This is a genomic window from Pseudomonas sp. R1-43-08, from assembly GCF_003852255.1.
Taxonomy (GTDB): domain Bacteria; phylum Pseudomonadota; class Gammaproteobacteria; order Pseudomonadales; family Pseudomonadaceae; genus Aquipseudomonas.
In genome coordinates, this window is record NZ_CP027734.1 from 1,829,853 (window position 1) to 1,853,354 (window position 23,502).

Genomic DNA, 23,502 nt, shown 5'->3' on the forward strand with positions numbered 1-23,502 from the left:
GCCCATGACCGCATTTGCACGTATCACCCTGCTCAGCCTGATAGTGGGCCTGAGCGCCTGTGCGGTCCACCGCCCACCTCCTGCACCCTCCGGCCCGACCATCCCGCCGTCCGGCCCGTCGACGCAACCGACCACCAAACCCTCCGGCCCGGTCACTCCGCCGCCGAAACCACTGCCAACCAAATCGCCGACCTTCGCCCCACCTCCTGGCGCCGCCAGCCACTGGGACGGCAAGATGCAGGTCTACGTACTCGACGACCAGCCCGACACCTTCTACCGCCAGCGCACCTACTACCGCTGGAGCAACGGCTGGAGCCGCTCCATCAGCCCGAACGGGCCGTGGGAAGAAACCAACGTGCAAGGCGTGCCGCCGGGATTGAGCAAGCAGTACGCGCAATGACACAAGGCGACCTGAGGGTCGCCTTTTTCATGACAGCGAAATGCGTACTTCCAAGTGCTGGGGTTCAAATGTGGGAGGGGGCTTGCCCTAATGCCAGTCAGTTAAGGCTTTTTGTAGGAGCGAGCTTGCTCGCGAAAAACTCACAGGCACCGCGTTCATTCAGAAAGCACGCGTTATCGTTGACGTTTTTTGCGAGCAAGCTCGCTCCTACAGACGGCGGTGTACGCTTAACTGACTGGCATTAGGGCTTGCCCCCGATAGCGGTGTTTCAGTCGACTAATGTTTACCTGACTTACCGCCATCGGGAGCAAGCCCCCTCCCACAGGAAATCGCTGCGCCATAGCGATTCATTGCTGACCTGGCTGTCGAAGGTTCGCTGGATATACTTCGCTGTACCGGGCAAACCGGTACAGTAGGCCAATCAGTGGGAAAACAAATAGGTGTGGTAATGGCAGGCAGGTTGATCTATCTCATCGGACCCTCAGGTTCGGGCAAGGACAGCCTGCTGGATGCCGCACGCCCGCGTTTGGCCGAGCGCGGTTGCCGCATTGTGCGCCGCGTCATCACCCGGTCTGCGGAAGCGGTGGGTGAAGCGGCGGTGGGCGTGAGCCCGGCGCAGTTTGCGGCGATGCAGGCGCAAGGCGAATTTGCCCTCAGTTGGCAGGCCAATGGGTTGTCCTACGGCATTCCCAAGCAGATCGATGAATGGCTGGCGGCCGGGGAGGACGTGCTGGTCAATGGTTCGCGTGCGCACCTGGCGCAAACCCGTGAGCGTTATCCGACGTTGCTGGTGTTGTTGCTGACGGTCGATCAGGTGGTGTTGCGCCAGCGTTTGATCGCACGCGCACGTGAGTCATTGGCCGATATTGAGGAACGCCTGGCACGCAACGTGCGGTTCACCGAGGAACTGATCACCGCCAATGGCGAAGGGTTATTCGTGTTGGATAATTCCGGCCCGCTGGAACATACGGTCGAGCGCTTGCTCTGCTGCCTGGCCCACGGGCACTCGGCCTGAGCCCGATACTGCGTCGAAACGCCTACCCTAGATCTCTTTGATATCACCCACCGCGCCACCAGGCGCGCCTTCCGTTGTGCATATTCAGTAAAACAACCGCCAGTCAGACCAGTCAATTCTGTGCTTGAGTAAAGATAACTCTAGAGTTATTTTTATCCAGTCCGAGCCAAGGAGGCGGTGGTGCAAAGCAGGCTATTGATCAAGGAATTGCTGGAAGCGGGTTGGGTGCTGGATCGCGTCACCGGCAGCCATCACATTTTTACCCACCGCTATAACCCGTACACGATTCCGGTGCCTCATCCGAAGAAGGATCTTCCCTTGGGCACCGTCAGAAGCATCAGGAAACGCGCCGGGCTGTTTCAGTTTTAAGGAGAGCATGCATGCAATACCCAATCTGTATCGAATGGGGCGATGACTTCACCGCCACCGGTATCCAGATCCCCGATATTCCGGGTGCTGTCACCGCCGGGGACAGTTTTGAAGAGGCGTACAACGCGGCCGTGGAGGTTGCACACATCATGCTGCAGGAGATCGCCGCCGAGGGCGGAGTGATTCCGATGCCAACCTCAGTCGCCAATCATCACGCCCATGAAGACTACGCCGGCATGGGCTGGGGCATGTTGGAGCTGGACATCTCGCCCTATCTGGGCAAGACCGAGAAGGTCAACGTGACCTTGCCCGGCTATGTCATCCAACGCATCGACCGTTACGTGCGCGAGCATAAAGTCAAAAGCCGCTCGTCATTTCTGGCGGACGCGGCTTTGGAGAAGTTGGTGCGGTCTTAAGCGGTTGCCGCCGCCACCTGGCGCGACGCACTGAGAAACCGCAACAACGCCACCAGCGGGAACGCACTGCCCACCAGCATCACCCCCAGCCAACCGCCGTGTTCGTACACGCTGCTGGCAATCGCCGAGCCGAAGGCGCCGCCAATGAAGATGCTGGTCATGTACAGCGCGTTCAGGCGGCTGCGGCTTTGGGCGTCGAGGGCGTAGACGGCGCGCTGGCCGAGAACCATGTTCATCTGCACGCAGAAGTCCAGCACCACGCCGGTCACCGCCAGGCCGATCACACTGTACAGCGGGTGCACGAAGGCCGGCAGGAAGCTCAGCGCGGCAAACAGCATCGCCAGCAGCGACGCACGGTGGGTGTGGCCGGCATCGGCCAGGCGCCCGGCGATGGGCGCCGCGATGGCACCCAGGGCACCGACCAGGGCGAACAGCGCGATTTCGCTCTGGGTCAGGCCATGATTGCGTGCCAGTTCCAGTGGGGCAGCGGTCCAGAACAGGCTGAAGGTGGCGAACATGCAACCCTGGTAAAACGCGCGCTGGCGCAGCACCGGCTGGTGCCGCAACAGGCTGCCCAGCGAGCCCAGCAATTGGCCGTAGCTGGCGCTGTGGTCCGGCTGGCGCTTGGGAATGGTCAGCATCAACACCACGCTGATGAACACCATCAATGCTGCCGCCGCCATGAACATCGCGCGCCAGCCGAAGTGGTCCGCCACCACGCTGGACACCGGCCGCGCCAGCAAAATGCCAAGCAGCAGGCCACCCATGATGCTGCCGACCACCCGGCCACGGGACTCGGCAGGCGCCAGGTGCGCGGCCAACGGGATCAGGATCTGCACCGACACCGAGCTGAAGCCGATCAGCAGCGACACCAGCAAAAACAGGTTGGGCTGCTCGGTGAACGCGGCGCCCAGCAGGCTGGCGATGGCCACCACGGTGGTGATGATCATCAGCCTGCGGTTTTCCAGCAGGTCCCCAGCGGCACCAGGAAGAACAGGCCCAGGGCATAGCCGATCTGCGTCAGCGACACAATCAGGCTGGCCATGGCCGGCGTGAGCCCGATGTCCGGCGCGATCAGTTCGATGATCGGCTGCGCGTAATAGATGTTGGCGACGATGGCGCCGCAGCAAAACGCAAACAGCATGACCATGCCTCGGGTCATGGTGCCGGTAGCGTGGGGGGTAGCGTTCATGGTGTTCTCATAAAAGCGAAGGAAGATGGCGGGAGAGGGTAAAGACAATGGCCGGCAGTGAGTAGGCCGCTTGTAGTGATAACGGTCATGCCGCGAAATAATGACACTACACAAAACCAATGTGGGAGGGGGCTTGCTCCCGATGGCGGTGGATCAGTCAATGCCTGTGCTGGCTGACCCACCGCTATCGGGAGCAAGCCCCCTCCCACAGTATTGAGGAACGCTTACTGGCCGGAGTAAATCTGGTCGAACACGCCGCCATCATTGAAGTGGGTTTTCTGCACCGTGCGCCAGTCACCAAAGGTTTTCTCTACCGACAGGAAGTCGACTTTCGGGAAACGGTCGGTGTACTTGGCCAGCACTGTCGGGTCACGCGGGCGCAGGTAGTTGTTGGCGGCGATTTCCTGGCCTTCGGGCGACCACAGGTACTTCAGGTAGTCTTCAGCGGCCTGGCGGGTGCCTTTCTTCTCGACCACTTTGTCCACCACCGACACCGGCGGCTCAGCTTCGGCGGAGACGCTTGGGTAGATCACTTCGAACTGATCGCGGCCGAATTCGCGGGCGATCATTTCCGCTTCGTTTTCAAAGGTGACCAGCACGTCGCCGATCTGATTGGTCATGAAGGTGGTGGTGGCGGCACGGCCACCGGTGTCGAGTACCGGCGCTTGTTTGAACAGATTGCCGACGAAGGCCTTGGCTTTTTCTTCATCGCCGCCGTTCTTCAGCACATAGCCCCAGGCCGACAGGTAGGTGTAGCGGCCGTTACCCGAAGTCTTCGGATTGGGCACGATCACCTGTACGCCATCCTTGAGCAGGTCCGGCCAGTCTTTCAGGGCTTTGGGGTTGCCCTTGCGCACGATGAACACCGTGGCCGAGGTGAACGGCGCGCTGTTGTTCGGCAGGCGGGTGACCCAGTTGTCCGGTACCAGTTTGCCGTTGTCGGCCAGGGCGTTGATGTCGGTGGCCATGTTCATGGTGATCACGTCCGCCGGCAGGCCGTCGATCACCGAGCGCGCTTGTTTGCTGGAGCCGCCGAAGGACATCTGCAGGGTCAGCTTGTCATTCGGGTGCTCGGCGTCCCAATGCTTCTGGAAGGCGGCGTTGTAGTCCTTGTAGAAATCGCGCATCACGTCGTAGGAGACGTTGAGCAGGGTAACCGGTGCCGCCTGGACGACGCCGGCCAGGGCCAGGCCGGCGGCCAGGAGAGAGGCGCTGAGGATGTTTTTCACTGCTCATTCCTTGTTGTTCGAGAGAAGGGGTGAGGCACAATGCCAGCGACTATAGCCGGGGCCGCATAGTCGCTTAAAGATTAAAAAGAACTTTGCTTATTCCACTTTCTTAAAGAGATTGCTGCCACAGCGTGAGCAAAACGCCGCGTTCGGCTCGTGGCTGTTCTTCTTGCACACCGGGCAGTCGGTTTGCAGCTGCTCACCGCGCATGGCGCTCGCCAGCTCTGCGGTGAATATCCCAGTGGGCACGGCAATGATCGAGTAACCGGTGATCATCACCAGCGAGGAAATCACCTGGCCCAGCGGTGTCTTGGGCACGATGTCGCCAAAGCCCACGGTGGTGAGCGTCACGATCGCCCAATAGATGCCCTTGGGAATGCTGGTAAACCCGTGTTCCGGGCCCTCGATCACATACATCAAGGTGCCGAACACCGTCACCAGGGTGCACACGCTCACCAGGAACACCACGATCTTCTGCTTGCTGCCGCGCAGCGCCGCCATCAGGTAGTTGGCCTGCTTGAGGTAGGGGCTGAGCTTGAGTACGCGGAAGATCCGCAGCATGCGGATGATGCGGATAATCAGCAGGTACTGCGCGTCGCTGTAGTACAACGCGAGGATGCCGGGAACGATCGCGAGCAGATCCACCAGCCCATAAAAGCTGAACGCATAGCGCAATGGCTTGGGCGAGCAGTAAAGCCGCAGGCCGTACTCGATCAGGAAGATGAGGGTGAAGCCCCACTCGATATACGCCAGCACGTCGGCGTAGTTCTGGTGGATCTGGTCGATGCTGTCGAGCATCACGATCACCAGGCTGGCGAGGATGATCAACAACAGGATGCCGTCAAAGCGCCGCCCGGCGACGGTGTCGCTTTGAAAAACCATGACGTAGAGCCGCTGGCGCCAGTCGTTGTTGCTGTCCATAAGTCCCGCCTGAAGTGAATATCGGCAAAGCCTAGGGGGATTCGAACGGCCTGTCCATGCGCGGTGTGCGCAGCATTCGCTGGCTGGCGCGCACCAGCCAGCAGCTGAGAATGAACGGCGCGGTCAGCGCCGGCAGGTGCAGCGCGGCAAAACCTGGGGTGAGCAGAATGGCCAGCCCGATGCCGAGCAGCGGCAACCAGGGTTGGCGCCGCGCCTGGCTCAGCGCCAGGGCGGCGAGCGCCGGGTTGTAGCTGTGCAGGCCGAGCACGGCACCGCTGGTTTCGCCCAGCAGCAAGGCGACCAGTACGCCGGCGATGGCGCCGAGCAGTGACCACACGGCGGCGCGGCGGTCAGCCAGTAGCACGCCGACGGCGATCAAGGCCCCGGCCAGGGGCTGGTCCAATAGCATCACTTGCGCCAGGCCGGTGAACGGCGCAGCGAGTACCGTCAGGGTATCGGGCTCGATCAGGGCCAAGGTAGCGGGCGCCATGGTGCCCAGCAACAACCAGCCCAGGCCGACAAAAGGTGCCGTGTAGGCGGGCAGATCCTGGGGTTGGGCGGCGTATTTCAACCACTGCCGCACCAGCATCGCGCTCACGCCGCCGCACGCCAGGATCAGCGGCGGCACCAGGGCCGACCAGGCGAAGTGCTGGCTGATCAACAAGCCCAGCAATACGCCGTTGTAGCTATACAGCCCGGCCTGGCGTTCGGCCTTGGGGTAACCCCGGCGCTGGGCCGTGAGCAAACCCGCGACGCCGCCCAGCAAGGCACCGCCGAACAACGCCGGGGCGCCGATCAGGATCGCCAGCAGGCACAGCAGGCCACACAGCGGATGGCGCTGGAGAAAAATCTGGCTGAAGCCGTTGAGCAGGGCTTCGGCCCAGTCGGGGCAGGTGGAGTTGTGCATGGCAGCTCCCTGTAGGAGCGAGCTTGCTCGCGAAAAACCCAAGGGCACCGCGTGCATTCAGGATGCCTGCGTCATCGTTGACGTTCTTCGCGAGCAAGCTCGCTCCTACAGTAGGGTTTCGATACGCAGCGAGTTGGTCGACCCCAACTGCCCGAACGGCACCCCGGCGGTAATCACCAGCGTATCCCCGCGTTGCGCCATCCCTTGGGCCTGGGCGATCTCCAATGCGGTGGAACACACCTCATCCACCTGGCGCAGCCGATCGTTGACCACCGAGTGCACCCCCCATGCCACGCTCAAACGCCGCGCCGTGGACAGATTCGGCGTGAGATTGAGGATCGGCGCCACCGGCCGCTCCCTGGCCGCGCGCAGGCTGGAGGCGCCCGACTCGCTGTAGTTCACCAGCACCGCCACCGGCAGGATGCTGCTGATACGCCGGATCGCACAGCTGATGGCGTCCGACACCGTGGCGTCCGCCCTGGGCCGGCTGACATCCAGCTGGGCCTGGTAGTCCGGGCCGTTTTCAACTTGGCGGATAATCTTGCTCATCATCTGCACGGCTTCCAGCGGGTACTCGCCCGACGCGGTTTCCGCCGACAGCATCACCGCGTCCGCGCCTTCTGCCACCGCATTGGCCACGTCGGTGACTTCGGCGCGGGTCGGTGCCGGGGAAAAGCGCATGGACTCGAGCATCTGTGTCGCCACCACCACCGGTTTACCCAGTTGGCGGCAGGTTTTAATGATGTCCTTCTGGATCTGCGGCACGCTTTCGGCCGGCACCTCCACGCCCAGGTCGCCGCGGGCCACCATGATCGCATCGCTCAGTTCGGCGATTTCCCGCAGCCGTTGCACCGCCGAGGGCTTCTCGATCTTGGCCATCAGGAACGCCCTGTCGCCGATCAGCTCGCGGGCTTCGCGGATATCTTCCGGGCGCTGCACGAACGACAGCGCCACCCAGTCCACGCCCAACTCCAGGCCGAACGCCAAGTCGCGACGGTCCTTGGCGGTGAGCGGGCTGAGTTCCAACAGCGCCTGCGGCACGTTCACACCTTTGCGATCGGACAGCTCGCCGCCATTGAGCACCGTGGTGTCGATGGCGTCGGCATGCTTGGTGAGCACCCGCAGGCGCAGCTTGCCGTCGTCCAGCAACAGCTCCATGCCCGGTTCCAGTGCCGCGATGATTTCCGGGTGGGGCAGGTTGACCCGACGCTGATCGCCCGGTGTTTCATCCAGGTCCAGGCGCAGCGCCTGGCCGCGCACCAGTTGCACCTTGCCCTCGGCAAAGCGCCCGACGCGCAGCTTGGGCCCTTGCAGGTCCATGAGGATGCCCAGCGGGTAGTTCAACTGGCGCTCCACCTGGCGAATCCACTGGTAGCGCTGCGCGTGATCGGCGTGGTCGCCGTGGCTGAAGTTGAGGCGAAAGATATTCACCCCGGCTTCCACCAGCTCGCGGATGTCATCGATCCCATCGGTGGCCGGGCCCAGGGTGGCGAGGATTTTGACCTTCTTGTCAGGCGTCATGTTTGGCAGTCTCGAGGATCAGGATGGCGCGGAAGTCGTTGACGTTGGTGCGGGTCGGCTCGGTGACGATCAGCCCGTCGAGCGCGGCGAAATAACCGTAGCCGTTGTTGTTGTCCAGCTCGTCGCTTGCGCTCAGGCCCAAGGCTTCGGCGCGGCGGTAGCTGCACGGGGTCATGATCGCGCCGGCGTTGTCTTCCGAGCCGTCGATGCCATCGGTATCGCCGGCCAGGGCGTAGACGCCGGGCAAGCCCTTGAGGCTGTCGGTGAGGCTGAGCAGAAACTCCGCGTTGCGCCCGCCACGGCCATTGCCGCGCACGGTGACGGTGGTTTCGCCGCCGGAGAGAATCACGCAGGGTGCCGCCAACGGCTGGCCGTGCTGCACGATTTGCCGGGCAATGCCGGCGTGCACCTTGGCCACGTCGCGCGCTTCACCTTCGAGGTCGCCGAGGATCAGCGGGCTGAACCCGGCCTGGCGTACTTTTACCGCCACCGCTTCCAGGGATTGCTGCGGCCGGGCGATCAACTGGAAGTGGCTGCGGGCGAGTAGCGGGTCGCCAGGCTTGACGGTCTCCGACGCAGGGTTCTGCAACCAGTTGCGCACCGAGGCGGGCGCGTCGATGCCGTAGCGCTTGAGAATCGCCAGGGCCTGTTGCGAAGTGCTCGGGTCGCCGACCGTGGGGCCGGAGGCGATCACCGTAGCCTGGTCGCCCGGCACATCGGAAATCGCGTAGGTATAGACCGTGGCCGGCCACGCGGCCTTGGCCAACCGCCCGCCCTTGATCGCCGAGAGGTGCTTGCGCACGCAATTCATCTCGCCAATGGTGGCGCCGGACTTGAGCAGGGCTTTGTTGATGCTTTGCTTGTCGGCCAGGGTGATGCCTTCGGCGGGCAGGGCGAGCAACGCGGAACCGCCGCCGGAGAGCAGGAAAATCACGCGGTCGTCTTCGGTCAGATGGCTGATCAGTTCCAGCACGCGCTTGGCCACGGCGAGGCCGGCAGCGTCGGGCACGGGATGGGCGGCCTCGACCACTTCGATTTTCTGGCACGGCGCACCATGGCCGTAGCGAGTGACGACCAGGCCGCGAACCTCGCCCTGCCAGCAGTCCTCCACAACCAGCGCCATGGCGGCTGCGGCCTTGCCGGCGCCGATCACGATCACCCGGCCGCTGCGGTCGGCGGGCAGGTAAGGTTCAAGGACTTGCCGGGGGTGGGCGGCGTCGATGGCTGTGGCAAACAGCTCGCGAAGCAGGTGTTGCGGATCGACCGACATAAGCGGGCTCCGGGGGAAATTCTTGTTATTAGAGGTGCAACAATCCAACGATGAAATGAGGGCCAAATGTGGGAGGGGGCTTGCCCCCGATAGCAGTGTTTCAGTCACCTCATCCATAACCTGACACACCGCAATCGGGAGCAAGCCCCCTCCCACCTTTGAATGCATTTCAACAGGGGAGAGTGGTGTGGGTTATTTATCGCGAATCGAGAAATTCGCCATATGCTCCAACCCCTTGATCAGCGCCGAGTGGTCCCAGTTACCGCCACCAAGCGCCGCGCAGGTGCTGAACACTTGCTGGGTGCCGGCGGTGTTCGGCAAGTTGATCCCCAACTCTTTCGCCCCGGCCAGGGCCAGGTTCAAGTCCTTCTGGTGGAGGTTGATACGAAAGCCTGGGTCAAAGGTGCCCTTGATCATGCGTTCGCCATGCACTTCCAGGATCTTCGACGAGGCAAAGCCGCCCATCAGCGCTTCACGCACCTTGGCCGGGTCGGCGCCGTTTTTCGAGGCGAACAGCAGCGCTTCGGCCACCGCCTGGATATTCAGGGCCACGATGATCTGGTTGGCGACCTTGGCGGTCTGGCCATCCCCGTTACCGCCCACCAGGGTGATGTTCTTGCCCATCGCCTGGAACAGCGGCAACGCGCGCTCGAAGGTCTGCGGTTCGCCACCGACCATGATGCTCAGGGTGCCGGCCTTGGCGCCGACTTCACCACCGGACACCGGGGCATCCAGGTACTGCGCGCCGGTCGCATTGATCTTCGCAGCGAACGCCTTGGTGGCGGTGGGGGAGATCGAGCTCATGTCGATCACCACCTTGTTCGGCGACAGGCCGGCGGCCACGCCGTCGGCGCGCAACAGCACGTCCTCGACCTGTGGAGTGTCGGGCACCATGACGATGATGAACTCGGCTTCCTGGGCGACTTGCTGGGGGTTGGCCAAGGCCACCGCGCCGGCGCTGATCAGTTCAGCCGGGGCCTTGCCATGATGTTCGGAGAGAAACAGTTGGTGACCTGCTTTCTGCAGGTTCGCGGCCATGGGTTGGCCCATGATGCCGGTGCCGATAAATCCGATTTTAGCCATGATGAAGTCCTCTTTTTTATTCGATAGGCAGACTGGGTGAGGTCTGCCAAACACAGCGGGTCCAAATGTGGGAGGGGGCTTGCTCCCGATAGCGGTGCATCAGTCGACACACCTTTCGAATGAAACATTGCTATCGGGAGCAAGCCCCTCCCACATTGTTTGGTGTTGTGTCTGCTAGATGGCGTTGTGGCTTTTGAGCCAGCCAAGCCCCGCTTCGGTGGTGGTCAGGGGCTTGTACTCACAGCCGACCCATCCCGTGTAACCGATGCGGTCCAGGTGCTCGAACAGGAAGCGGTAGTTGATCTCACCGGTGCCCGGCTCGTTGCGCCCTGGGTTATCGGCCAACTGGATGTGGTTGATCACACCCAGGTGCGTGGCCAGGGTGCGGGCCAGGTCGCCCTCCATGATTTGCATGTGATAGATGTCGTATTGCAGGAACAGGTTGTCACTGCCCACCTGCTCGCGGATCGACAGGGCCTGCGCGGTGGTGTTGAGGTAGAAACCCGGAATGTCGCGGGTGTTGATCATCTCCATCACCAGCTTGATGCCCGCTGCCTGCAATTTGTCGGCGGCGTACTTGAGGTTGGCGACGAAGGTTTTCTCCACGGTTTCGTCATCCACGCCGTGCGGCCGAATGCCCGCCAGGCAGTTGACCTGGGTATTGCCCAGCACCTGGGTGTAGGCGATAGCCAGCTTGACCCCGGCGCGGAATTCCTCGACCCGGTCGGGGTGGCAGGCCAGGCCGCGTTCGCCTTTGGCCCAGTCGCCTGCCGGCAGGTTGAACAGCACCTGGGTCAGGCCGTTGGCGTCGAGCTGCGCCTTGATCTCGGCTGAGCTGAATTCGTACGGGAACAGGTACTCCACCCCTTCGAAGCCGGCATCGGCGGCCGCTTTGAAGCGGGCAAGGAAATCCTGCTCGGTAAACAGCATGGACAGGTTGGCGGCAAAGCGCGGCATAGGGTTCTCCTTAATCGAGCAGGGAAATGGCGGTCGGTGCGTCATTGCCGACCAGGGCCAGGTCTTCGAATTCGTTGACGGCGTTGATCTCGGTGCCCATGGAAATATTGGTCACGCGCTCCAGAATAATCTCAACGATCACCGGCACTTTGAATTCTTCGATCATTTCCTGGGCGCGGCGCAGCGCCGGCTGGATCTGGCTCGGCTCGAATACACGCAACGCTTTGCAACCCAGGCCTTCGGCAACCGCGACGTGGTCCACGCCATAGCCGTTGAGTTCGGGTGCGTTGAGGTTGTCGAAAGACAGCTGCACGCAGTAGTCCATTTCAAAGCCGCGTTGTGCCTGGCGGATCAGGCCCAGGTAGGAATTGTTCACCACCACGTGGATATACGGCAGCTTGAATTGCGCGCCCACGGCCAGCTCTTCGATCATGAACTGGAAGTCGTAGTCGCCCGACAGGGCCACCACTTTGCGGCTCGGGTCGGCCTTGACCACCCCGAGCGCCGCCGGAATCGTCCAGCCCAAGGGCCCGGCCTGGCCGCAGTTGATCCAGTGGCGTGGCTTATACACATGCAGGAACTGCGCGCCGGCAATCTGCGACAGGCCGATGGTGCTCACGTAGCAGGTGTCTTTGCCGAACACCTGGTTCATCTCTTCGTACACCCGTTGCGGCTTGACCGGCACGTTGTCGAAGTGGGTCTTGCGGTGCAGGGTGGCCTTGCGCTGCTGGCAATCATGGAGCCAGGCGCTGCGGTCCTTGAGCTTGCCGGCGGCTTTCCACTCGCGGGCGACTTCAATGAACATCGTCAGCGCGGCGCCGGCGTCGGACACGATGCCCAGGTCTGGGGTGAATACTCGGCCAATCTGGGTGGGCTCGATGTCGACGTGGATGAATTTGCGGCCTTCGGTATACACCTCCACCGAACCGGTGTGGCGGTTGGCCCAGCGGTTGCCGATGCCCAGCACCACGTCCGACTTGAGCATCGTCGCGTTGCCATAGCGGTGGGAGGTTTGCAGGCCGACCATGCCCACCATCAGCGGGTGGTCGTCGGGAATGGTGCCCCAGCCCATCAGAGTCGGGATCACCGGGATGCCGGTCAGCTCGGCGAATTCCACCAGCAACTCGCTGGCGTCAGCGTTGATCACACCGCCACCGCTCACCAGCAATGGGCGTTCGGCCTGGTCGAGCAGTGCCAGGGCTTTTTCCACCTGGATGCGTGTCGCCAATGGCTTGGCCAGGGGCAGCGGCTGGTAGGCGTCGATGTCGAACTCGATTTCGGCCATCTGCACGTCGAACGGCAGGTCGATCAACACCGGGCCAGGACGGCCGGAGCGCATTTCATAGAAGGCTTTCTGGAACGCGTAGGGCACCTGGCCGGGTTCGAGCACGGTGGTCGCCCACTTGGTCACCGGCTTGACGATGCTGGTGATGTCCACGGCCTGGAAGTCTTCCTTGTGCATGCGGGCGCGGGGCGCTTGCCCGGTGATGCACAGAATCGGGATCGAGTCGGCCGAGGCGCTGTACAGGCCGGTGACCATATCGGTGCCCGCCGGGCCCGAGGTGCCGATGCACACGCCGATATTACCGGCCTTGGTGCGGGTGTAGCCCTCGGCCATGTGTGAGGCGCCTTCAACATGGCGAGCAAGGACGTGATCGATGCCACCCACCTTCTGCAAGGCCGAATACAACGGGTTGATCGCGGCGCCTGGGATACCGAAGGCGGTGTCTACCCCTTCACGGCGCATCACCAGGACGGCGGCTTCGATTGCTCTCATTTTGCTCATGGTTTTGGTGCCTCTTGCGTTTTGTAATTGTATACAAGTTGTGTCTGGACAAAGTGTATTCACGGCGAGCTGCGCAGGTCAATGCATTTTATAAACTGGCCTTTGCGTTCGTCGGAACGGCTTTTTTCGACGTATGAACGGTTTGTTTGTAAATATTGTATACAAAAATAAATGGCATTGTGTTCTATTTGTTCGATCAGGCATCCATTCCCAATAAAAAGAAGGACGGCACCATGAGCGCTTTAACCTTGAAACTTGCCACCCAACTGGCCGGCCAGGCCCTGGCCGCAGGCCGCACCATTGCCGCCGCGCCACTGACCATCGCGGTGCTCGACAGTGGCGGCCACTTGGTCACTCTGCAACGCGAAGACGGGGCGAGCCTGCTGCGCCCGCAGATCGCCATCGGCAAAGCCTGGGGTGCGATTGCCCTGGGCAAAGGCTCACGGCTGCTGGCGCTGGATGCGCAGCAGCGTCCGGCATTCATCGCGGCGCTGAACAGCCTGGGCCAGGGCAGCGTAGTACCGGCGCCGGGTGGGGTATTGATTCGGAATCAGGACGGCGTGGTGCTGGGGGCGATCGGGATCAGCGGGGATACGTCGGATATTGATGAGCAGTGCGCGATCACGGCGATCGAGGGGGTGGGGTTGATGGCGGATGCGGGGGTTTCAGCCTGATCTTTGGCTGATCTTGAAAAGCCATCGGGGGCTTGCCCCCGATTAGCCCAGGCACTGCGGCCTTTCAGTCCGGCTCACACCCCTTGAGCACCAACCGAATAATCGTCTGCGCCGCCGCCTCATAATCCGCTTCATCCAGCTTGGCCTTGCCGGTCACCGCCGAAATCTGCCAGTCGAAATCGGCATAGGTCTGGGTCGCCGCCCAGATGCTGAACATCAGGTGATTAGGCTCGATCTTCGCGATCAAACCACGGTCCACCCAGTTCTGGATGCAGTCGATATTGTGCTTGGCCTGGGCGTTGAGCTGTTCCACCTGCTCGGCGCTGAGATGCGGGGCGCCGTGCATGATTTCGCTGGCGAACACCTTGGAGGCAAACGGCAGGTCGCGGGAGATGCGGATTTTCGAGCGGATATAGTTGCTCAACACTTCCTTGGGCTCGCCCTCGGGGTTGAACGGCGTGGAAGCGGCCAGGATCGGTTCGATAATGCTCTCGAGCACCTCGCGATAGAGGTTGTCCTTGGATTTGAAGTAGTAATAGACGTTGGGCTTGGGCAGCCCCGCCTTGGCGGCAATGTCGCTGGTTTTGGTCGCGGCGAAGCCCTTGTCGGCAAACTCCTCGCTTGCCGCCCGCAGGATCTTTTCTTTGTTGCGCTCGCGAATGGTGCTCATAAACCAGGAACTTCCTTGCCAGGACAGGCGGTTGCGCATGGTAGCACCGGCCATCCGCGGGCCTCAACAATGTGCCCGCAAAGCGTTGCGCCGCGCTATGCTCGCGCCATCTCTCACTTTACGGATACCCGATTCATGGCAGGAAGCAGCTTGTTGGTTTTGCTCGACGATATCGCCGCTGTACTCGATGACGTTGCACTGATGACAAAAATGGCGGCGAAGAAAACCTCGGGTGTGCTCGGTGATGACCTGGCGCTCAACGCCCAGCAAGTTTCCGGCGTGCGCGCCGAGCGCGAAATTCCCGTGGTGTGGGCGGTGGCCAAGGGCTCTTTCGTCAACAAGTTGATCCTGGTGCCCACGGCGTTGTTGATCAGCGCCTTCGCCCCCTGGGCTGTGACCCCGTTATTGATGCTGGGCGGCGCTTACCTGTGCTTTGAAGGTTTTGAAAAACTCGCGCACAAGTTCCTGCACAGCAAGGCAGAAGACCAGGCCGATCACGCGCAATTAAGCGAAGCGGTGGCCGACCCGGCGACAGACCTGGTGGCCTTCGAAAAGGACAAGATCAAAGGCGCGATCCGCACTGACTTCATCCTGTCAGCCGAAATCATCGCGATCACCCTGGGCATCGTCGCTGACGCCCAGCTTACCCAGCAGGTGATCGTGCTGTCGGGCATCGCCATTGTCATGACCGCAGGCGTCTACGGGTTGGTCGCGGGTATCGTCAAGCTCGACGACCTTGGGCTGTGGCTGACACAGAAGCCGGGCCAAGTGGCGCGCAGTATTGGCGGCGCCATCTTGAGTGCGGCACCGTACATGATGAAAAGCCTGTCGGTGATCGGCACGGCGGCGATGTTCATGGTCGGCGGCGGGATCCTGACTCATGGCGTGCCGGTGGTGCATCATTGGATCGAAACCGTGAGCCAGAACACCGGGGCGCTGGCGTGGTTGATGCCGACATTGCTGAATGCGGTGGCGGGGATAGTTGCGGGGGCGGTGGTGTTGGCAGTGGTCAGCGTGGTCGGCAAAGGCTGGAAGGCGCTCAGGGCATGAACTAACAGGCATAAAAAAGGCCATTCAGTCGAATGGCCTTTTTTGTGGGCGAGATGATCGTTCCCTCGCTCCGCGTGGGAATGCATCCCGTGACGCTCCGCGTCACCCTTGCGCAGGTGCTGGATTTTGCGCTGAAAGCGGGACGCGGAGCGTCCTGGGTGGCATTCCCACGCGGAGCGTGAGAACGATCTTGTAAGGGGCGCTGTTTACTCGGCAATCTGCAACTTGCGCGATTCCGTGTAGATATAGCGCACCTTCTCATACTCGAACGGCGAGTTCATCTGGCCGTAGCGGAAGCTGGTCTGGTAGCGCTTGTCTACGGCGCGCAGGGCCCAGATTTCCGGGTGGTTGGAGCTGACCTCGGACACGTTGAGGAAGTTGATCTGCGACTCGGCGGTGTAGTCCACCAGCAAGCCTGCGGTATCGCGCAGGTTCGACGGGCCGAAGATCGGCAGAACCACGTAGGCGCCGCCCGGCACACCGTAGAAGCCCAGGGTCTGACCGAAATCTTCGCTCTGGCGCGGCAGGCCCATGGCGGTGGCCGGGTCCCACAGGCCGGCGATGCCGATAGTGGTGTTGACCAGCAGGCGTCCGGTGGTCTCCAGGGAGCGATGGCCCTTGAGTTGCAGCAGGCTGTTCAACAGGTTGGGCACGTCGCCCAGGTTGTTGAAGAAATTGCTCACGCCGGTGCGCAGGAAGCTCGGCGTGACGTAGCGGTAACCGTCCACTACCGGCAGGAACACCCATTGGTCGAAGCGATAGTTGAAGTGGTACACGCGGCGGTTCCACGACTCCAGTGGATCGTAGACGTTGAGCGCGGTCAGCGACGAGCGCTCGAATTCACGCTGGTCCAGGCCGGCGTTGAACTTGAGTTTGGTCAACGGCTCCTTGAAACCGTCGGCATCGACCTTGACCGGTTCATGGGCCTTGCTGTTGTCGGCATTGGCCACGCCCGCGCACATCAGTGCGGCAAGCAGCAGAAGATATTTAGCCACGGAAGAACTCCAGCATGGCGTCGGCGTTGACGCGGTAATTGAGGTTGCCGCAGTGGCCGCCCAGCGGGTAGACGGTCAAGCGATCGCCGAAGGTTTTACGCAGGAAACCCAGGTCGCCCGGGCCCAGAATCACGTCGTCGGCGTTGTGCATCACGGCGATCTTCGGGCTGGCGTGCAGGTAGTCCTTGAGCGCGTACAGGCTGACCTGGTCAACCAGTTGCAGCAGGCTGCCGCCGTCGGAGCGGGCGCGCCACATCGGGATCACCTGTTCGGTGAGGTAGCAGTCGAAGTCGCACTGCAGGGCACGCTTGAGGAACGGCGTGAGGCTGGTGCCTTCGGTGATCGGGTACTTCGGCGGGATGATCAGGCCGCGACGGTTGATCAAGTCCGAGGTGAAGGCGATGTCGGCAGCGGAGAAACGAAACGAGGTGCCGATCAGCATGGCCATCTGTTCGTTGGTCAGGTGCTGCTTGGATTGCTGGAAGTCGTAGAGCAGGGCGTCGTTGAGGTCGATGTAGCCCTTTTGCTGGAAGTAACGGGTCAGCTTGCTCAGTACCAGCTCATAGAAGGTGGTGGTGTTGTTGATGCCCTTGACCTCGGTCTGTACCAGCTTGTCGAGGTTGGTGATCGAGGTGTAGAGGTTGACCGGTGGGTTGAGCAGCAGGACTTTCTTGAAGTTGAAGCTGCGACGGGTTTCGTCTAGCTTGCTGACAAACGCAGCGTCCAGGGCGCCCAGGCTATAGCCGGTCAGGTAAAAGTCGGTGACTGGCAGCGAGGCGTTCTGCGCGCGCACGGCTTGCATCACGCGGTACATGTCTTCGGCGTCTTCCTGGGTGATGCCCGGGGTGGCGAAGCGCGACGCGGCGCTGATGAAGTCGAAGCTGGTCGGCGACGACAGCTGCACCACGTGATAGCCGGCCTGGTAATACAGTTTCTTCAGGTATTCATTGATGCTGCTGTCAAACCGCGCACCGGTGCCGGCGATCAGGAAGATCAGCGGCGCGGCGCGGTCCTGCTTGGCAATGCGGTAGGTGAGTTTCTTCACCGCCCAGAAGTTGTCCGGCAGGCTGAACTCGCGCTCGGGGCGCATGTTCAAGGTGTAGTCGGATTGATTGATCTCGTCGTCAGTCGGCAGGGTTGGCCGAAGATCGGGCGGCGTGGTGGCAATGGTCGCTTCGAACGGGTTCGTCAAAGGGTAGCCATAGCTGGCCTGGTCGATATCGACGGCCAGTGCTGACGCACTCAAAAAAAGGCTGCCCAGCAAGGCAGCACAGCGCAAGGAACGGAGCATGACTTAATCCCTAGGAGGAAAGGTGCTGAATGAAATTCGCAGGCTATGACCACCGCGTTGCCACCGAAGTGCCAGCCCTCGGCACGAAAAGTCGGAAAAAACGTCGGAATCGGAGTAATAGCTGGCAGAAGATACACTTTGCCACGCATTGATGAACAGATATCTGCGCAGACACCTTGCTAACGGCCGCCGTGGGATTAAGCTGAGCGCCGTTTTTGCCTATCGGAGTGCCCCATGTCCCGTCGTTTGCCGTTGATTTTGCTGCTTATCGCCCTGCCGTTATGGTTGGCGGCCAGTTACGCTGCGCGTTATGGCTTCATGGAAGACGGGCAGTGGGTTGGCATCTGTGCGGATGAGGCCAGCCGTTGGGAATGCCAGGTGCGTTCGAACCTGGGCTTGATGATTCATTTCAAGGTGCTGGGCTGGGCCGCGCTGGTGACCTCGGTGCTGGGGTTTTTCGTGCCGGGCCGGGCGGGATGGAGCCTGGCGGTGCTGGGGCTGGTGTTTGGGTTGCCGGCCCTGGCCTTGTATAACACCACGTTTGCGGTGTTTGCTGTGGTGATTGCAGGGTTGCGGTTGGTCAGGAAGCCTCGCGCCGCCTGACAGGGCCAATCGGGGGCAAGTCGAACCGTCGCACCGCCCCTCCCACAGTTGATTGGGTTCACACATTTCCATTTGTGAATACGGTCAAATGTGGGAGGGGGCTTGCCCCCGATGGCGGTGTTAGGACTTGCGCACTCGCAAGCAACGCCACAAAGCTGCAACCATGAGCACACTCACCACCGCCCACCCCCACGCCTGCTGATTCAACAAACCTTCCCGGAACAGCTGCGGCGCAATGCCGGCACCGATGATGAAGGCCAGCAACGCAATCTCCCGACGCGGCCCGCTCACCGGGCGCACCAGGTACACCAGGGCCGGCAACACCAGTGCCGCGCTGGGGAAGCTGCGATAACGCGGGTCAAACACCAGCGCCAGCATCATCACCGCACCGGCAAAGCCGGCAATCGCCACCAGCCTGCCCGCACGTTGCTGCAGCCAGTTGAATGCGCGTTCACGCCAGCCGTCCCTGGCGCTGAGTGCCAGGGCGGCGTGGGCCAGTACCAGCAGGTTCAACACCACCAGCAAGCCTGCCCACACCCATTCATCATTAAAGCGCGCGGTGACGCGAGTCAGTTCGGCCCAGGTGCCGAGGGAGCATGCGGCAATCGCACCCAGCAGCGGCAGTGCGAGGGCCGCGCGGGTTGTGCGCACGCGCCCGCCTAAAACCAATGTGCCCAGCAGAATCATCCCACCAACGCCCAACCACAGCGGCCAGTACGGTACGTTGCTGACTGGCCCGGCGAGGGTGCCCTTGTCCTGGCGATCAGCATCGAACAGGCCCCAATAACCGCCCACTGCGCCTTCACTGGCGCGCTTCCAGGGCTGGTCAAAGGCTTCGATCAGGTTGTAACGCCAGCCATTGGCTTCGGCCATGGCGACAAAACCACGCATGAACTTGGCTTCGTTGACCCGGCTCGGCAAGGCGGTTTCGCGCTGGCGGCCTTCACTGGGCCAACCGGTTTCGCCGATCAGGATGTCCTTGGGCGCAAACTTGTGGCCGAAGGTCTGGCGTACATCGCCTACGTGCTTGAGCGCCTGGTCGATGCCGGACGGCTCATCTTCCCAGTACGGCAGCAGGTGAATGGTCAGGAAATCCACCGCCGGGGCAATTTCCGGGTGTTGCAGCCAGAACTCCCACACATCGGCGTAGGTGACCGGTTGCTTGATCTGGCGCTTGACCGTTTGGATCAGCATCACCAGTTGTTTGGCGGTGACTTCCTTGCGCAACAGCGCTTCGTTGCCGACGATCACCGAGGTCACTACGTCCGGGTTGGCATTGGCCGCCGTGATCAACTCGTCGATTTCCTTTTGAGTGGCTACCGGGTCACTGCTGACCCAAGCGCCGGCCATCACCTTCAAGCCATGCTTGCGCGCCATGCCCGGCAAGGCTTCCAGGCCGGTCATGGAATAGGTGCGGATGCATTCAAAGCGTGTGGCCAGCAGGGCCAGATCGGCGTCCATGCGCTCGGGGCGCAGCTGGAATGGCTGGTCGAACGGCGACTGGTCCTTGTCGAACGGCGTATAGGACGCACATTGCAGCTTGTGGCTGGCGCTCGCCACATCCGGCAGCACCACCGGCCGGCCGAGGCCATACCAGTAGCCGACGAGGGCAAGCAAGCCAATGAACAAGGCGAAAACATAGGGCAGGGCAGGGAGGCGGGCAGTCGCGGGCATGGTCGGCTTATCTGGGGGAGCAAAGGCGCGCATCTTACCCGTAATTGTCGCGTTCCAGTGGGGCCGCATACTTTTGACATGCAAAGTTCGGGCGGGAACAGGTGGGCAAGTCCTGCAAAGTGGTCTACTGGCGATGTGATGTCGTTTCTTGCTCAACCAAGGTCGCTGACAGAGCAGGGCAAAGGCCTACGCAGGTTGATGATAAAACTGTCAGTACTCCACTGATGCCTCAGCAACCGGATCGATGCGCGTGAAGGGGGCGCGGTGCACCGTATAACAACAGGTTGACGTCGCTCGGCATTCGTCGGGCGCAGCACTTTCGGGGAAGCACATATGAAGATGCGACGACTCTTGGGCGCAGCTGCCACTCTGGTAGTTGCGATGGGCTCCACACTGGCCAGCGCCGACAGCAAAACCCTGAGCATCGGTTACGTGGACGGCTGGTCCGACAGCGTTGCCACCACCCATGTGGCGGCAGAAGTGATCAAGCAGAAGCTCGGCTATGACGTGAAACTGCAAGCGGTCGCCACCGGGATCATGTGGCAGGGCGTTGCCACCGGCAAGCTCGACGCCATGCTGTCCGCCTGGCTGCCGGTGACTCACGGTGAATACTGGACCAAGAACAAGGATAAAGTGGTCGACTACGGCCCCAACTTCAAGGATGCAAAAATTGGCTTGATCGTGCCGGAGTACGTCAAGGCCAAGTCCATCGAAGACCTCAAGACCGACACCACGTTTAAAAACAAGATCGTCGGCATCGACGCCGGTTCAGGCGTGATGCTCAAGACCGACGAAGCCATCAAGCAATACGGCCTTGACTACAAACTGCAAGCCAGCTCGGGCGCCGCAATGATCGCCGAACTGACCCGCGCCGAAGACAAGCAGGAATCCATCGCCGTCACCGGTTGGGTGCCGCACTGGATGTTTGCCAAGTGGAAACTGCGTTTCCTGGATGACCCAAAAGGAATTTATGGTGCTGCTGAAACCGTCAACAGCATTGGCAGCAAGGGCCTGGAGAAGAAAGCGCCGGAAGTCGCGGCCTTCCTGAAGAAGTTCCAGTGGGCCTCCAAGGATGAAATCGGTGAAGTCATGCTCGCTATCCAGGAGGGCGCCAAGCCTGATGCAGCGGCCAAGGATTGGGTGGCCAAGCACCCTGAGCGTGTCGCTGAGTGGACCGCTAAATAACCCTGCATCTTGATGCAATCCCTTGTGGGAGGGGGCTTGCTCCCGATAGCGGTGTGTCAGCCAGCCAGTTTTCAGCTGACACACCGCCATCGGGAGCAAGCCCCCTCCCACATTAGTTTTGCACCGCCTCAATTTTTTCTGTGCTCCAGCAATCCCTCGCTACACTCGATCTACTACTAAGGTCGTCTGGAACCCTTTCCACAGCCGCATACAGTGGATACGTTCCAATAATAAAAAAGCTGTGCTGCGAGGATAAAAACAATGAACGACAGCATTTACCTCTCGATTCAAAACAGCCCGCGTTTCAAGGAGCTGGTCAGAAAAAGAGAAAAGTTCGCCTGGATTCTCTCGGCGATCATGCTAGGGCTTTACTCCGGTTTCATCCTGTTGATCGCCTACGGGCCACACGTGCTGGGGGCCAAGATCAGCCCCGGCTCGTCGATTACCTGGGGCATTCCCCTGGGCGTCGGACTGATTGTGTCCGCCTTCATCCTGACCGGCATCTACGTGCGCCGGGCCAACGGCGAATTTGACGACCTGAACAATGCGATTCTCAAGGAGGCTGCGCAATGATCCGGCGTCTATTGGCGGTACTCGGCGCTTCGCTGTTTGCTCCGGCCCTCTGGGCGGCCGACGCATTGACCGGCGAAGTGCAAAAGCAACCCCTGAATGTCTCGGCCATCGTGATGTTTGTCGCGTTCGTCGGCGCTACCCTGTGCATCACCTACTGGGCGTCCAAGCGCAACAAATCGGCGGCCGACTACTATGCGGCCGGCGGCAAGATCACCGGTTTCCAGAACGGCCTGGCGATTGCCGGCGACTACATGTCGGCGGCGTCCTTCCTGGGGATTTCCGCGCTGGTGTTCACCTCCGGCTACGACGGCCTGATCTATTCGATCGGCTTCCTGGTGGGCTGGCCGATCATTCTGTTCCTGATCGCCGAGCGCCTGCGCAACCTGGGCAAGTACACCTTTGCTGACGTGGCGTCCTATCGTCTCGGGCAAACCCAGATCCGCAGCCTGTCGGCCTGTGGTTCGCTGGTGGTGGTAGCGTTCTACCTGATCGCGCAGATGGTCGGCGCGGGCAAGCTGATCCAGCTGCTGTTCGGCCTCGATTACCACGTTGCGGTGATCCTGGTCGGTATCCTGATGTGCATGTACGTGCTGTTCGGCGGCATGCTGGCGACCACCTGGGTGCAGATCATCAAGGCGGTGCTGCTGCTGTCCGGTGCCTCGTTCATGGCGCTGATGGTGATGAAGCACGTCAACTTCGACTTCAACATGCTGTTTTCCGAGGCGATCAAAGTTCACCCCAAAGGTGAAGCGATCATGAGCCCGGGCGGCCTGGTGAAAGATCCGATCTCGGCGTTCTCCCTGGGGCTTGCGCTGATGTTCGGTACTGCGGGCCTGCCGCACATCCTGATGCGCTTCTTCACCGTGAGTGATGCGAAAGAAGCGCGCAAAAGCGTGCTGTATGCCACCGGCTTTATCGGCTACTTCTATATCCTGACGTTCATCATCGGCTTTGGCGCGATCCTGCTGGTCAGCACCAACCCGGCGTTCAAGGATGCCGCAGGCGCCTTGCTGGGCGGCAACAACATGGCGGCGGTGCACCTGGCCAACGCGGTGGGCGGCAGTATCTTCCTGGGCTTCATCTCGGCCGTGGCCTTCGCCACCATCCTTGCGGTGGTTGCCGGCTTGACCCTGGCCGGTGCCTCGGCGGTGTCCCATGACCTGTATGCCAGCGTGATCAAGAAGGGCAAGGCCAACGAGAAAGATGAGATTCGCGTGTCGAAGATCACCACGATCGCCCTGGCAGTGCTGGCTATCGGTCTGGGTATCCTGTTCGAAAGCCAGAACATCGCGTTCATGGTCGGCCTGGCGTTCTCGATTGCGGCCAGCTGTAACTTCCCTGTGCTGCTGCTTTCCATGTACTGGAAAAACCTCACCACCCGTGGCGCCATGATCGGCGGCTGGCTGGGCTTGATCAGCGCCGTGGGCCTGATGATCCTGGGCCCGACCATCTGGGTGTCGATCCTGCACCACGAGAAGGCGATCTTCCCGTATGAATACCCGGCGTTGTTCTCGATGATCATCGCGTTCGTGGGTATCTGGTTCTTCTCCATCACCGACAAGTCGGCGGCGGCAGAGAAAGAGCGTGCGCTGTACTTCCCGCAGTTTGTGCGTTCGCAGACTGGTCTGGGGGCGAGTGGGGCGGTTAACCACTAAGCCTATGGCTGGATAGGAAAAATACCCTGGTCGAAAGGCTGGGGTATTTTTTTGCCTAGGGTTTGG

Annotated in this window: 22 protein-coding genes and 1 pseudogene; 10 read left to right on the forward strand and 13 right to left on the reverse strand. The window is 61.3% G+C overall.

Features of this window, described 5'->3' with window-relative positions; all coding sequences use genetic code 11:
* Positions 1-4 precede the first annotated feature (4 nt).
* The 4 genes from C4J87_RS08400 to C4J87_RS08415 all read left to right on the forward strand — a co-directional run bounded on the left by C4J87_RS08400 (position 5) and on the right by C4J87_RS08415 (position 2,200).
* Complete coding sequence (locus C4J87_RS08400) at positions 5-400, forward strand: hypothetical protein (protein WP_124366415.1); 396 nt, start codon at positions 5-7, stop codon at positions 398-400.
* A 448-nt stretch (positions 401-848) separates the two neighbouring features.
* Complete coding sequence (phnN, locus tag C4J87_RS08405) at positions 849-1,415, forward strand: phosphonate metabolism protein/1,5-bisphosphokinase (PRPP-forming) PhnN (protein ID WP_124366416.1); 567 nt, start codon at positions 849-851, stop codon at positions 1,413-1,415.
* 180 nt (positions 1,416-1,595) lie between these two features.
* A complete protein-coding gene (locus tag C4J87_RS08410; RefSeq protein WP_057722727.1) occupies positions 1,596-1,784 on the forward strand; it encodes a type II toxin-antitoxin system HicA family toxin in 189 nt (62 codons plus the stop codon).
* Between the two features lie 11 nt (positions 1,785-1,795).
* On the forward strand, positions 1,796-2,200 hold the full coding sequence (locus tag C4J87_RS08415; protein ID WP_048729935.1) for a type II toxin-antitoxin system HicB family antitoxin: 405 nt from the start codon (positions 1,796-1,798) through the stop codon (positions 2,198-2,200).
* Here the strand turns inward: C4J87_RS08415 and C4J87_RS08420 are convergent.
* The 9 genes and pseudogenes from C4J87_RS08420 to gcl all read right to left on the reverse strand — a co-directional run bounded on the left by C4J87_RS08420 (position 2,197) and on the right by gcl (position 13,066).
* Positions 2,197-3,392, reverse strand: a pseudogene (locus C4J87_RS08420) (MFS transporter). The gene C4J87_RS08415 and the pseudogene C4J87_RS08420 sit on opposite strands and share 4 nt — an antisense overlap.
* A 224-nt stretch (positions 3,393-3,616) precedes the next feature.
* On the reverse strand, positions 3,617-4,621 hold the full coding sequence (locus C4J87_RS08425; RefSeq protein WP_124366417.1) for a sulfate ABC transporter substrate-binding protein: 1,005 nt from the start codon (positions 4,619-4,621) through the stop codon (positions 3,617-3,619).
* 96 nt (positions 4,622-4,717) lie between these two features.
* Positions 4,718-5,542, reverse strand: coding sequence for an ion transporter (locus C4J87_RS08430; protein ID WP_124361959.1), 825 nt, complete (start codon positions 5,540-5,542; stop codon positions 4,718-4,720).
* A 31-nt stretch (positions 5,543-5,573) separates the two neighbouring features.
* A complete protein-coding gene (locus C4J87_RS08435; protein ID WP_124366418.1) occupies positions 5,574-6,449 on the reverse strand; it encodes an urea transporter in 876 nt (291 codons plus the stop codon).
* 105 nt (positions 6,450-6,554) lie between these two features.
* Positions 6,555-7,970 (reverse strand): pyruvate kinase, encoded by a 1,416-nt coding sequence (pyk, locus tag C4J87_RS08440; protein WP_124366419.1) that lies wholly within the window; start codon positions 7,968-7,970, stop codon positions 6,555-6,557.
* Positions 7,960-9,240 (reverse strand): glycerate kinase, encoded by a 1,281-nt coding sequence (locus C4J87_RS08445; protein ID WP_124366420.1) that lies wholly within the window; start codon positions 9,238-9,240, stop codon positions 7,960-7,962. Before C4J87_RS08445 ends, pyk begins: the two co-directional genes overlap by 11 nt.
* Before the next feature lie 192 nt (positions 9,241-9,432).
* Entirely contained in the window at positions 9,433-10,323 is an 891-nt protein-coding gene (locus tag C4J87_RS08450) for a 2-hydroxy-3-oxopropionate reductase (protein WP_124361963.1), read from the reverse strand.
* Between the two features lie 174 nt (positions 10,324-10,497).
* A complete protein-coding gene (hyi, locus tag C4J87_RS08455) occupies positions 10,498-11,280 on the reverse strand; it encodes a hydroxypyruvate isomerase (protein ID WP_124366421.1) in 783 nt (260 codons plus the stop codon).
* Between the two features lie 10 nt (positions 11,281-11,290).
* Positions 11,291-13,066: a glyoxylate carboligase gene (gene gcl, locus C4J87_RS08460; RefSeq protein WP_124361965.1), complete on the reverse strand. Its 1,776-nt coding sequence runs from the start codon at positions 13,064-13,066 to the stop codon at positions 11,291-11,293.
* Positions 13,067-13,299: 233 nt separating this feature from the next.
* On the opposite strand from gcl, the gene C4J87_RS08465 reads away from it, so the two are divergent.
* Complete coding sequence (locus C4J87_RS08465; RefSeq protein ID WP_124366422.1) at positions 13,300-13,740, forward strand: heme-binding protein; 441 nt, start codon at positions 13,300-13,302, stop codon at positions 13,738-13,740.
* A 64-nt stretch (positions 13,741-13,804) separates the two neighbouring features.
* Here C4J87_RS08465 and C4J87_RS08470 read toward each other — a convergent pair whose 3' ends face one another.
* Complete coding sequence (locus C4J87_RS08470) at positions 13,805-14,410, reverse strand: TetR/AcrR family transcriptional regulator (RefSeq protein WP_124366423.1); 606 nt, start codon at positions 14,408-14,410, stop codon at positions 13,805-13,807.
* Positions 14,411-14,545: 135 nt separating this feature from the next.
* Here C4J87_RS08470 and C4J87_RS08475 point away from each other — a divergent pair, with 135 nt between their 5' ends.
* Positions 14,546-15,460, forward strand: coding sequence for a DUF808 domain-containing protein (locus tag C4J87_RS08475; RefSeq protein WP_124366424.1), 915 nt, complete (start codon positions 14,546-14,548; stop codon positions 15,458-15,460).
* 206 nt (positions 15,461-15,666) lie between these two features.
* On the opposite strand, the gene C4J87_RS08485 is transcribed toward C4J87_RS08475, so the two are convergent.
* Positions 15,667-16,455, reverse strand: coding sequence for a VacJ family lipoprotein (locus C4J87_RS08485; protein ID WP_124366425.1), 789 nt, complete (start codon positions 16,453-16,455; stop codon positions 15,667-15,669).
* The gene (locus tag C4J87_RS08490) at positions 16,448-17,746 is read right to left on the reverse strand and encodes a serine/threonine protein kinase (RefSeq protein ID WP_057722697.1); all 1,299 of its coding nucleotides are present in this window, start codon (positions 17,744-17,746) and stop codon (positions 16,448-16,450) included. Before C4J87_RS08490 ends, C4J87_RS08485 begins: the two co-directional genes overlap by 8 nt.
* A 234-nt stretch (positions 17,747-17,980) precedes the next feature.
* Between C4J87_RS08490 and C4J87_RS08495 the strand changes: the two genes are divergently transcribed.
* Positions 17,981-18,349: a hypothetical protein gene (locus tag C4J87_RS08495; protein ID WP_124366426.1), complete on the forward strand. Its 369-nt coding sequence runs from the start codon at positions 17,981-17,983 to the stop codon at positions 18,347-18,349.
* 120 nt (positions 18,350-18,469) lie between these two features.
* Here C4J87_RS08495 and C4J87_RS08500 read toward each other — a convergent pair whose 3' ends face one another.
* Positions 18,470-20,023, reverse strand: coding sequence for a glycosyl hydrolase family 17 protein (locus C4J87_RS08500; protein ID WP_124366427.1), 1,554 nt, complete (start codon positions 20,021-20,023; stop codon positions 18,470-18,472).
* Between the two features lie 333 nt (positions 20,024-20,356).
* On the opposite strand from C4J87_RS08500, the gene C4J87_RS08505 reads away from it, so the two are divergent.
* From C4J87_RS08505 to C4J87_RS08515, 3 genes are all read left to right on the forward strand, one after another.
* Positions 20,357-21,208 carry a glycine betaine ABC transporter substrate-binding protein gene (locus C4J87_RS08505; RefSeq protein WP_003233255.1) on the forward strand — a complete coding sequence of 284 codons (852 nt, stop codon included), beginning with the start codon at positions 20,357-20,359 and terminating at the stop codon, positions 21,206-21,208.
* Positions 21,209-21,469: 261 nt separating this feature from the next.
* Positions 21,470-21,781 (forward strand): DUF485 domain-containing protein, encoded by a 312-nt coding sequence (locus C4J87_RS08510; protein WP_124361973.1) that lies wholly within the window; start codon positions 21,470-21,472, stop codon positions 21,779-21,781.
* A complete protein-coding gene (locus C4J87_RS08515; RefSeq protein ID WP_124366428.1) occupies positions 21,778-23,436 on the forward strand; it encodes a cation acetate symporter in 1,659 nt (552 codons plus the stop codon). Before C4J87_RS08510 ends, C4J87_RS08515 begins: the two co-directional genes overlap by 4 nt.
* Positions 23,437-23,502: the final 66 nt, after the last annotated feature.

Bases quoted from the DNA above. Each gene is read 5' to 3' on its own strand.
- C4J87_RS08490 (WP_057722697.1), bottom strand. From the start codon at position 17,746: ATGCTCCGTTCCTTGCGCTGTGCTGCCTTGCTGGGCAGCCTTTTTTTG.
- C4J87_RS08435 (WP_124366418.1), bottom strand. From the start codon at position 6,449: ATGCACAACTCCACCTGCCCCGACTGGGCCGAAGCCCTGCTCAACGGC.
- C4J87_RS08450 (WP_124361963.1), bottom strand. From the start codon at position 10,323: ATGGCTAAAATCGGATTTATCGGCACCGGCATCATGGGCCAACCCATG.
- C4J87_RS08475 (WP_124366424.1), top strand. From the start codon at position 14,546: ATGGCAGGAAGCAGCTTGTTGGTTTTGCTCGACGATATCGCCGCTGTA.
- C4J87_RS08415 (WP_048729935.1), top strand. From the start codon at position 1,796: ATGCAATACCCAATCTGTATCGAATGGGGCGATGACTTCACCGCCACC.
- C4J87_RS08495 (WP_124366426.1), top strand. From the start codon at position 17,981: ATGTCCCGTCGTTTGCCGTTGATTTTGCTGCTTATCGCCCTGCCGTTA.
- phnN (WP_124366416.1), top strand. From the start codon at position 849: ATGGCAGGCAGGTTGATCTATCTCATCGGACCCTCAGGTTCGGGCAAG.
- pyk (WP_124366419.1), bottom strand. From the start codon at position 7,970: ATGACGCCTGACAAGAAGGTCAAAATCCTCGCCACCCTGGGCCCGGCC.
- hyi (WP_124366421.1), bottom strand. From the start codon at position 11,280: ATGCCGCGCTTTGCCGCCAACCTGTCCATGCTGTTTACCGAGCAGGAT.
- C4J87_RS08515 (WP_124366428.1), top strand. From the start codon at position 21,778: ATGATCCGGCGTCTATTGGCGGTACTCGGCGCTTCGCTGTTTGCTCCG.
- C4J87_RS08500 (WP_124366427.1), bottom strand. From the start codon at position 20,023: ATGCCCGCGACTGCCCGCCTCCCTGCCCTGCCCTATGTTTTCGCCTTG.
- C4J87_RS08465 (WP_124366422.1), top strand. From the start codon at position 13,300: ATGAGCGCTTTAACCTTGAAACTTGCCACCCAACTGGCCGGCCAGGCC.
- C4J87_RS08505 (WP_003233255.1), top strand. From the start codon at position 20,357: ATGAAGATGCGACGACTCTTGGGCGCAGCTGCCACTCTGGTAGTTGCG.
- gcl (WP_124361965.1), bottom strand. From the start codon at position 13,066: ATGAGCAAAATGAGAGCAATCGAAGCCGCCGTCCTGGTGATGCGCCGT.
- C4J87_RS08400 (WP_124366415.1), top strand. From the start codon at position 5: ATGACCGCATTTGCACGTATCACCCTGCTCAGCCTGATAGTGGGCCTG.
- C4J87_RS08470 (WP_124366423.1), bottom strand. From the start codon at position 14,410: ATGAGCACCATTCGCGAGCGCAACAAAGAAAAGATCCTGCGGGCGGCA.
- C4J87_RS08510 (WP_124361973.1), top strand. From the start codon at position 21,470: ATGAACGACAGCATTTACCTCTCGATTCAAAACAGCCCGCGTTTCAAG.
- C4J87_RS08430 (WP_124361959.1), bottom strand. From the start codon at position 5,542: ATGGACAGCAACAACGACTGGCGCCAGCGGCTCTACGTCATGGTTTTT.
- C4J87_RS08445 (WP_124366420.1), bottom strand. From the start codon at position 9,240: ATGTCGGTCGATCCGCAACACCTGCTTCGCGAGCTGTTTGCCACAGCC.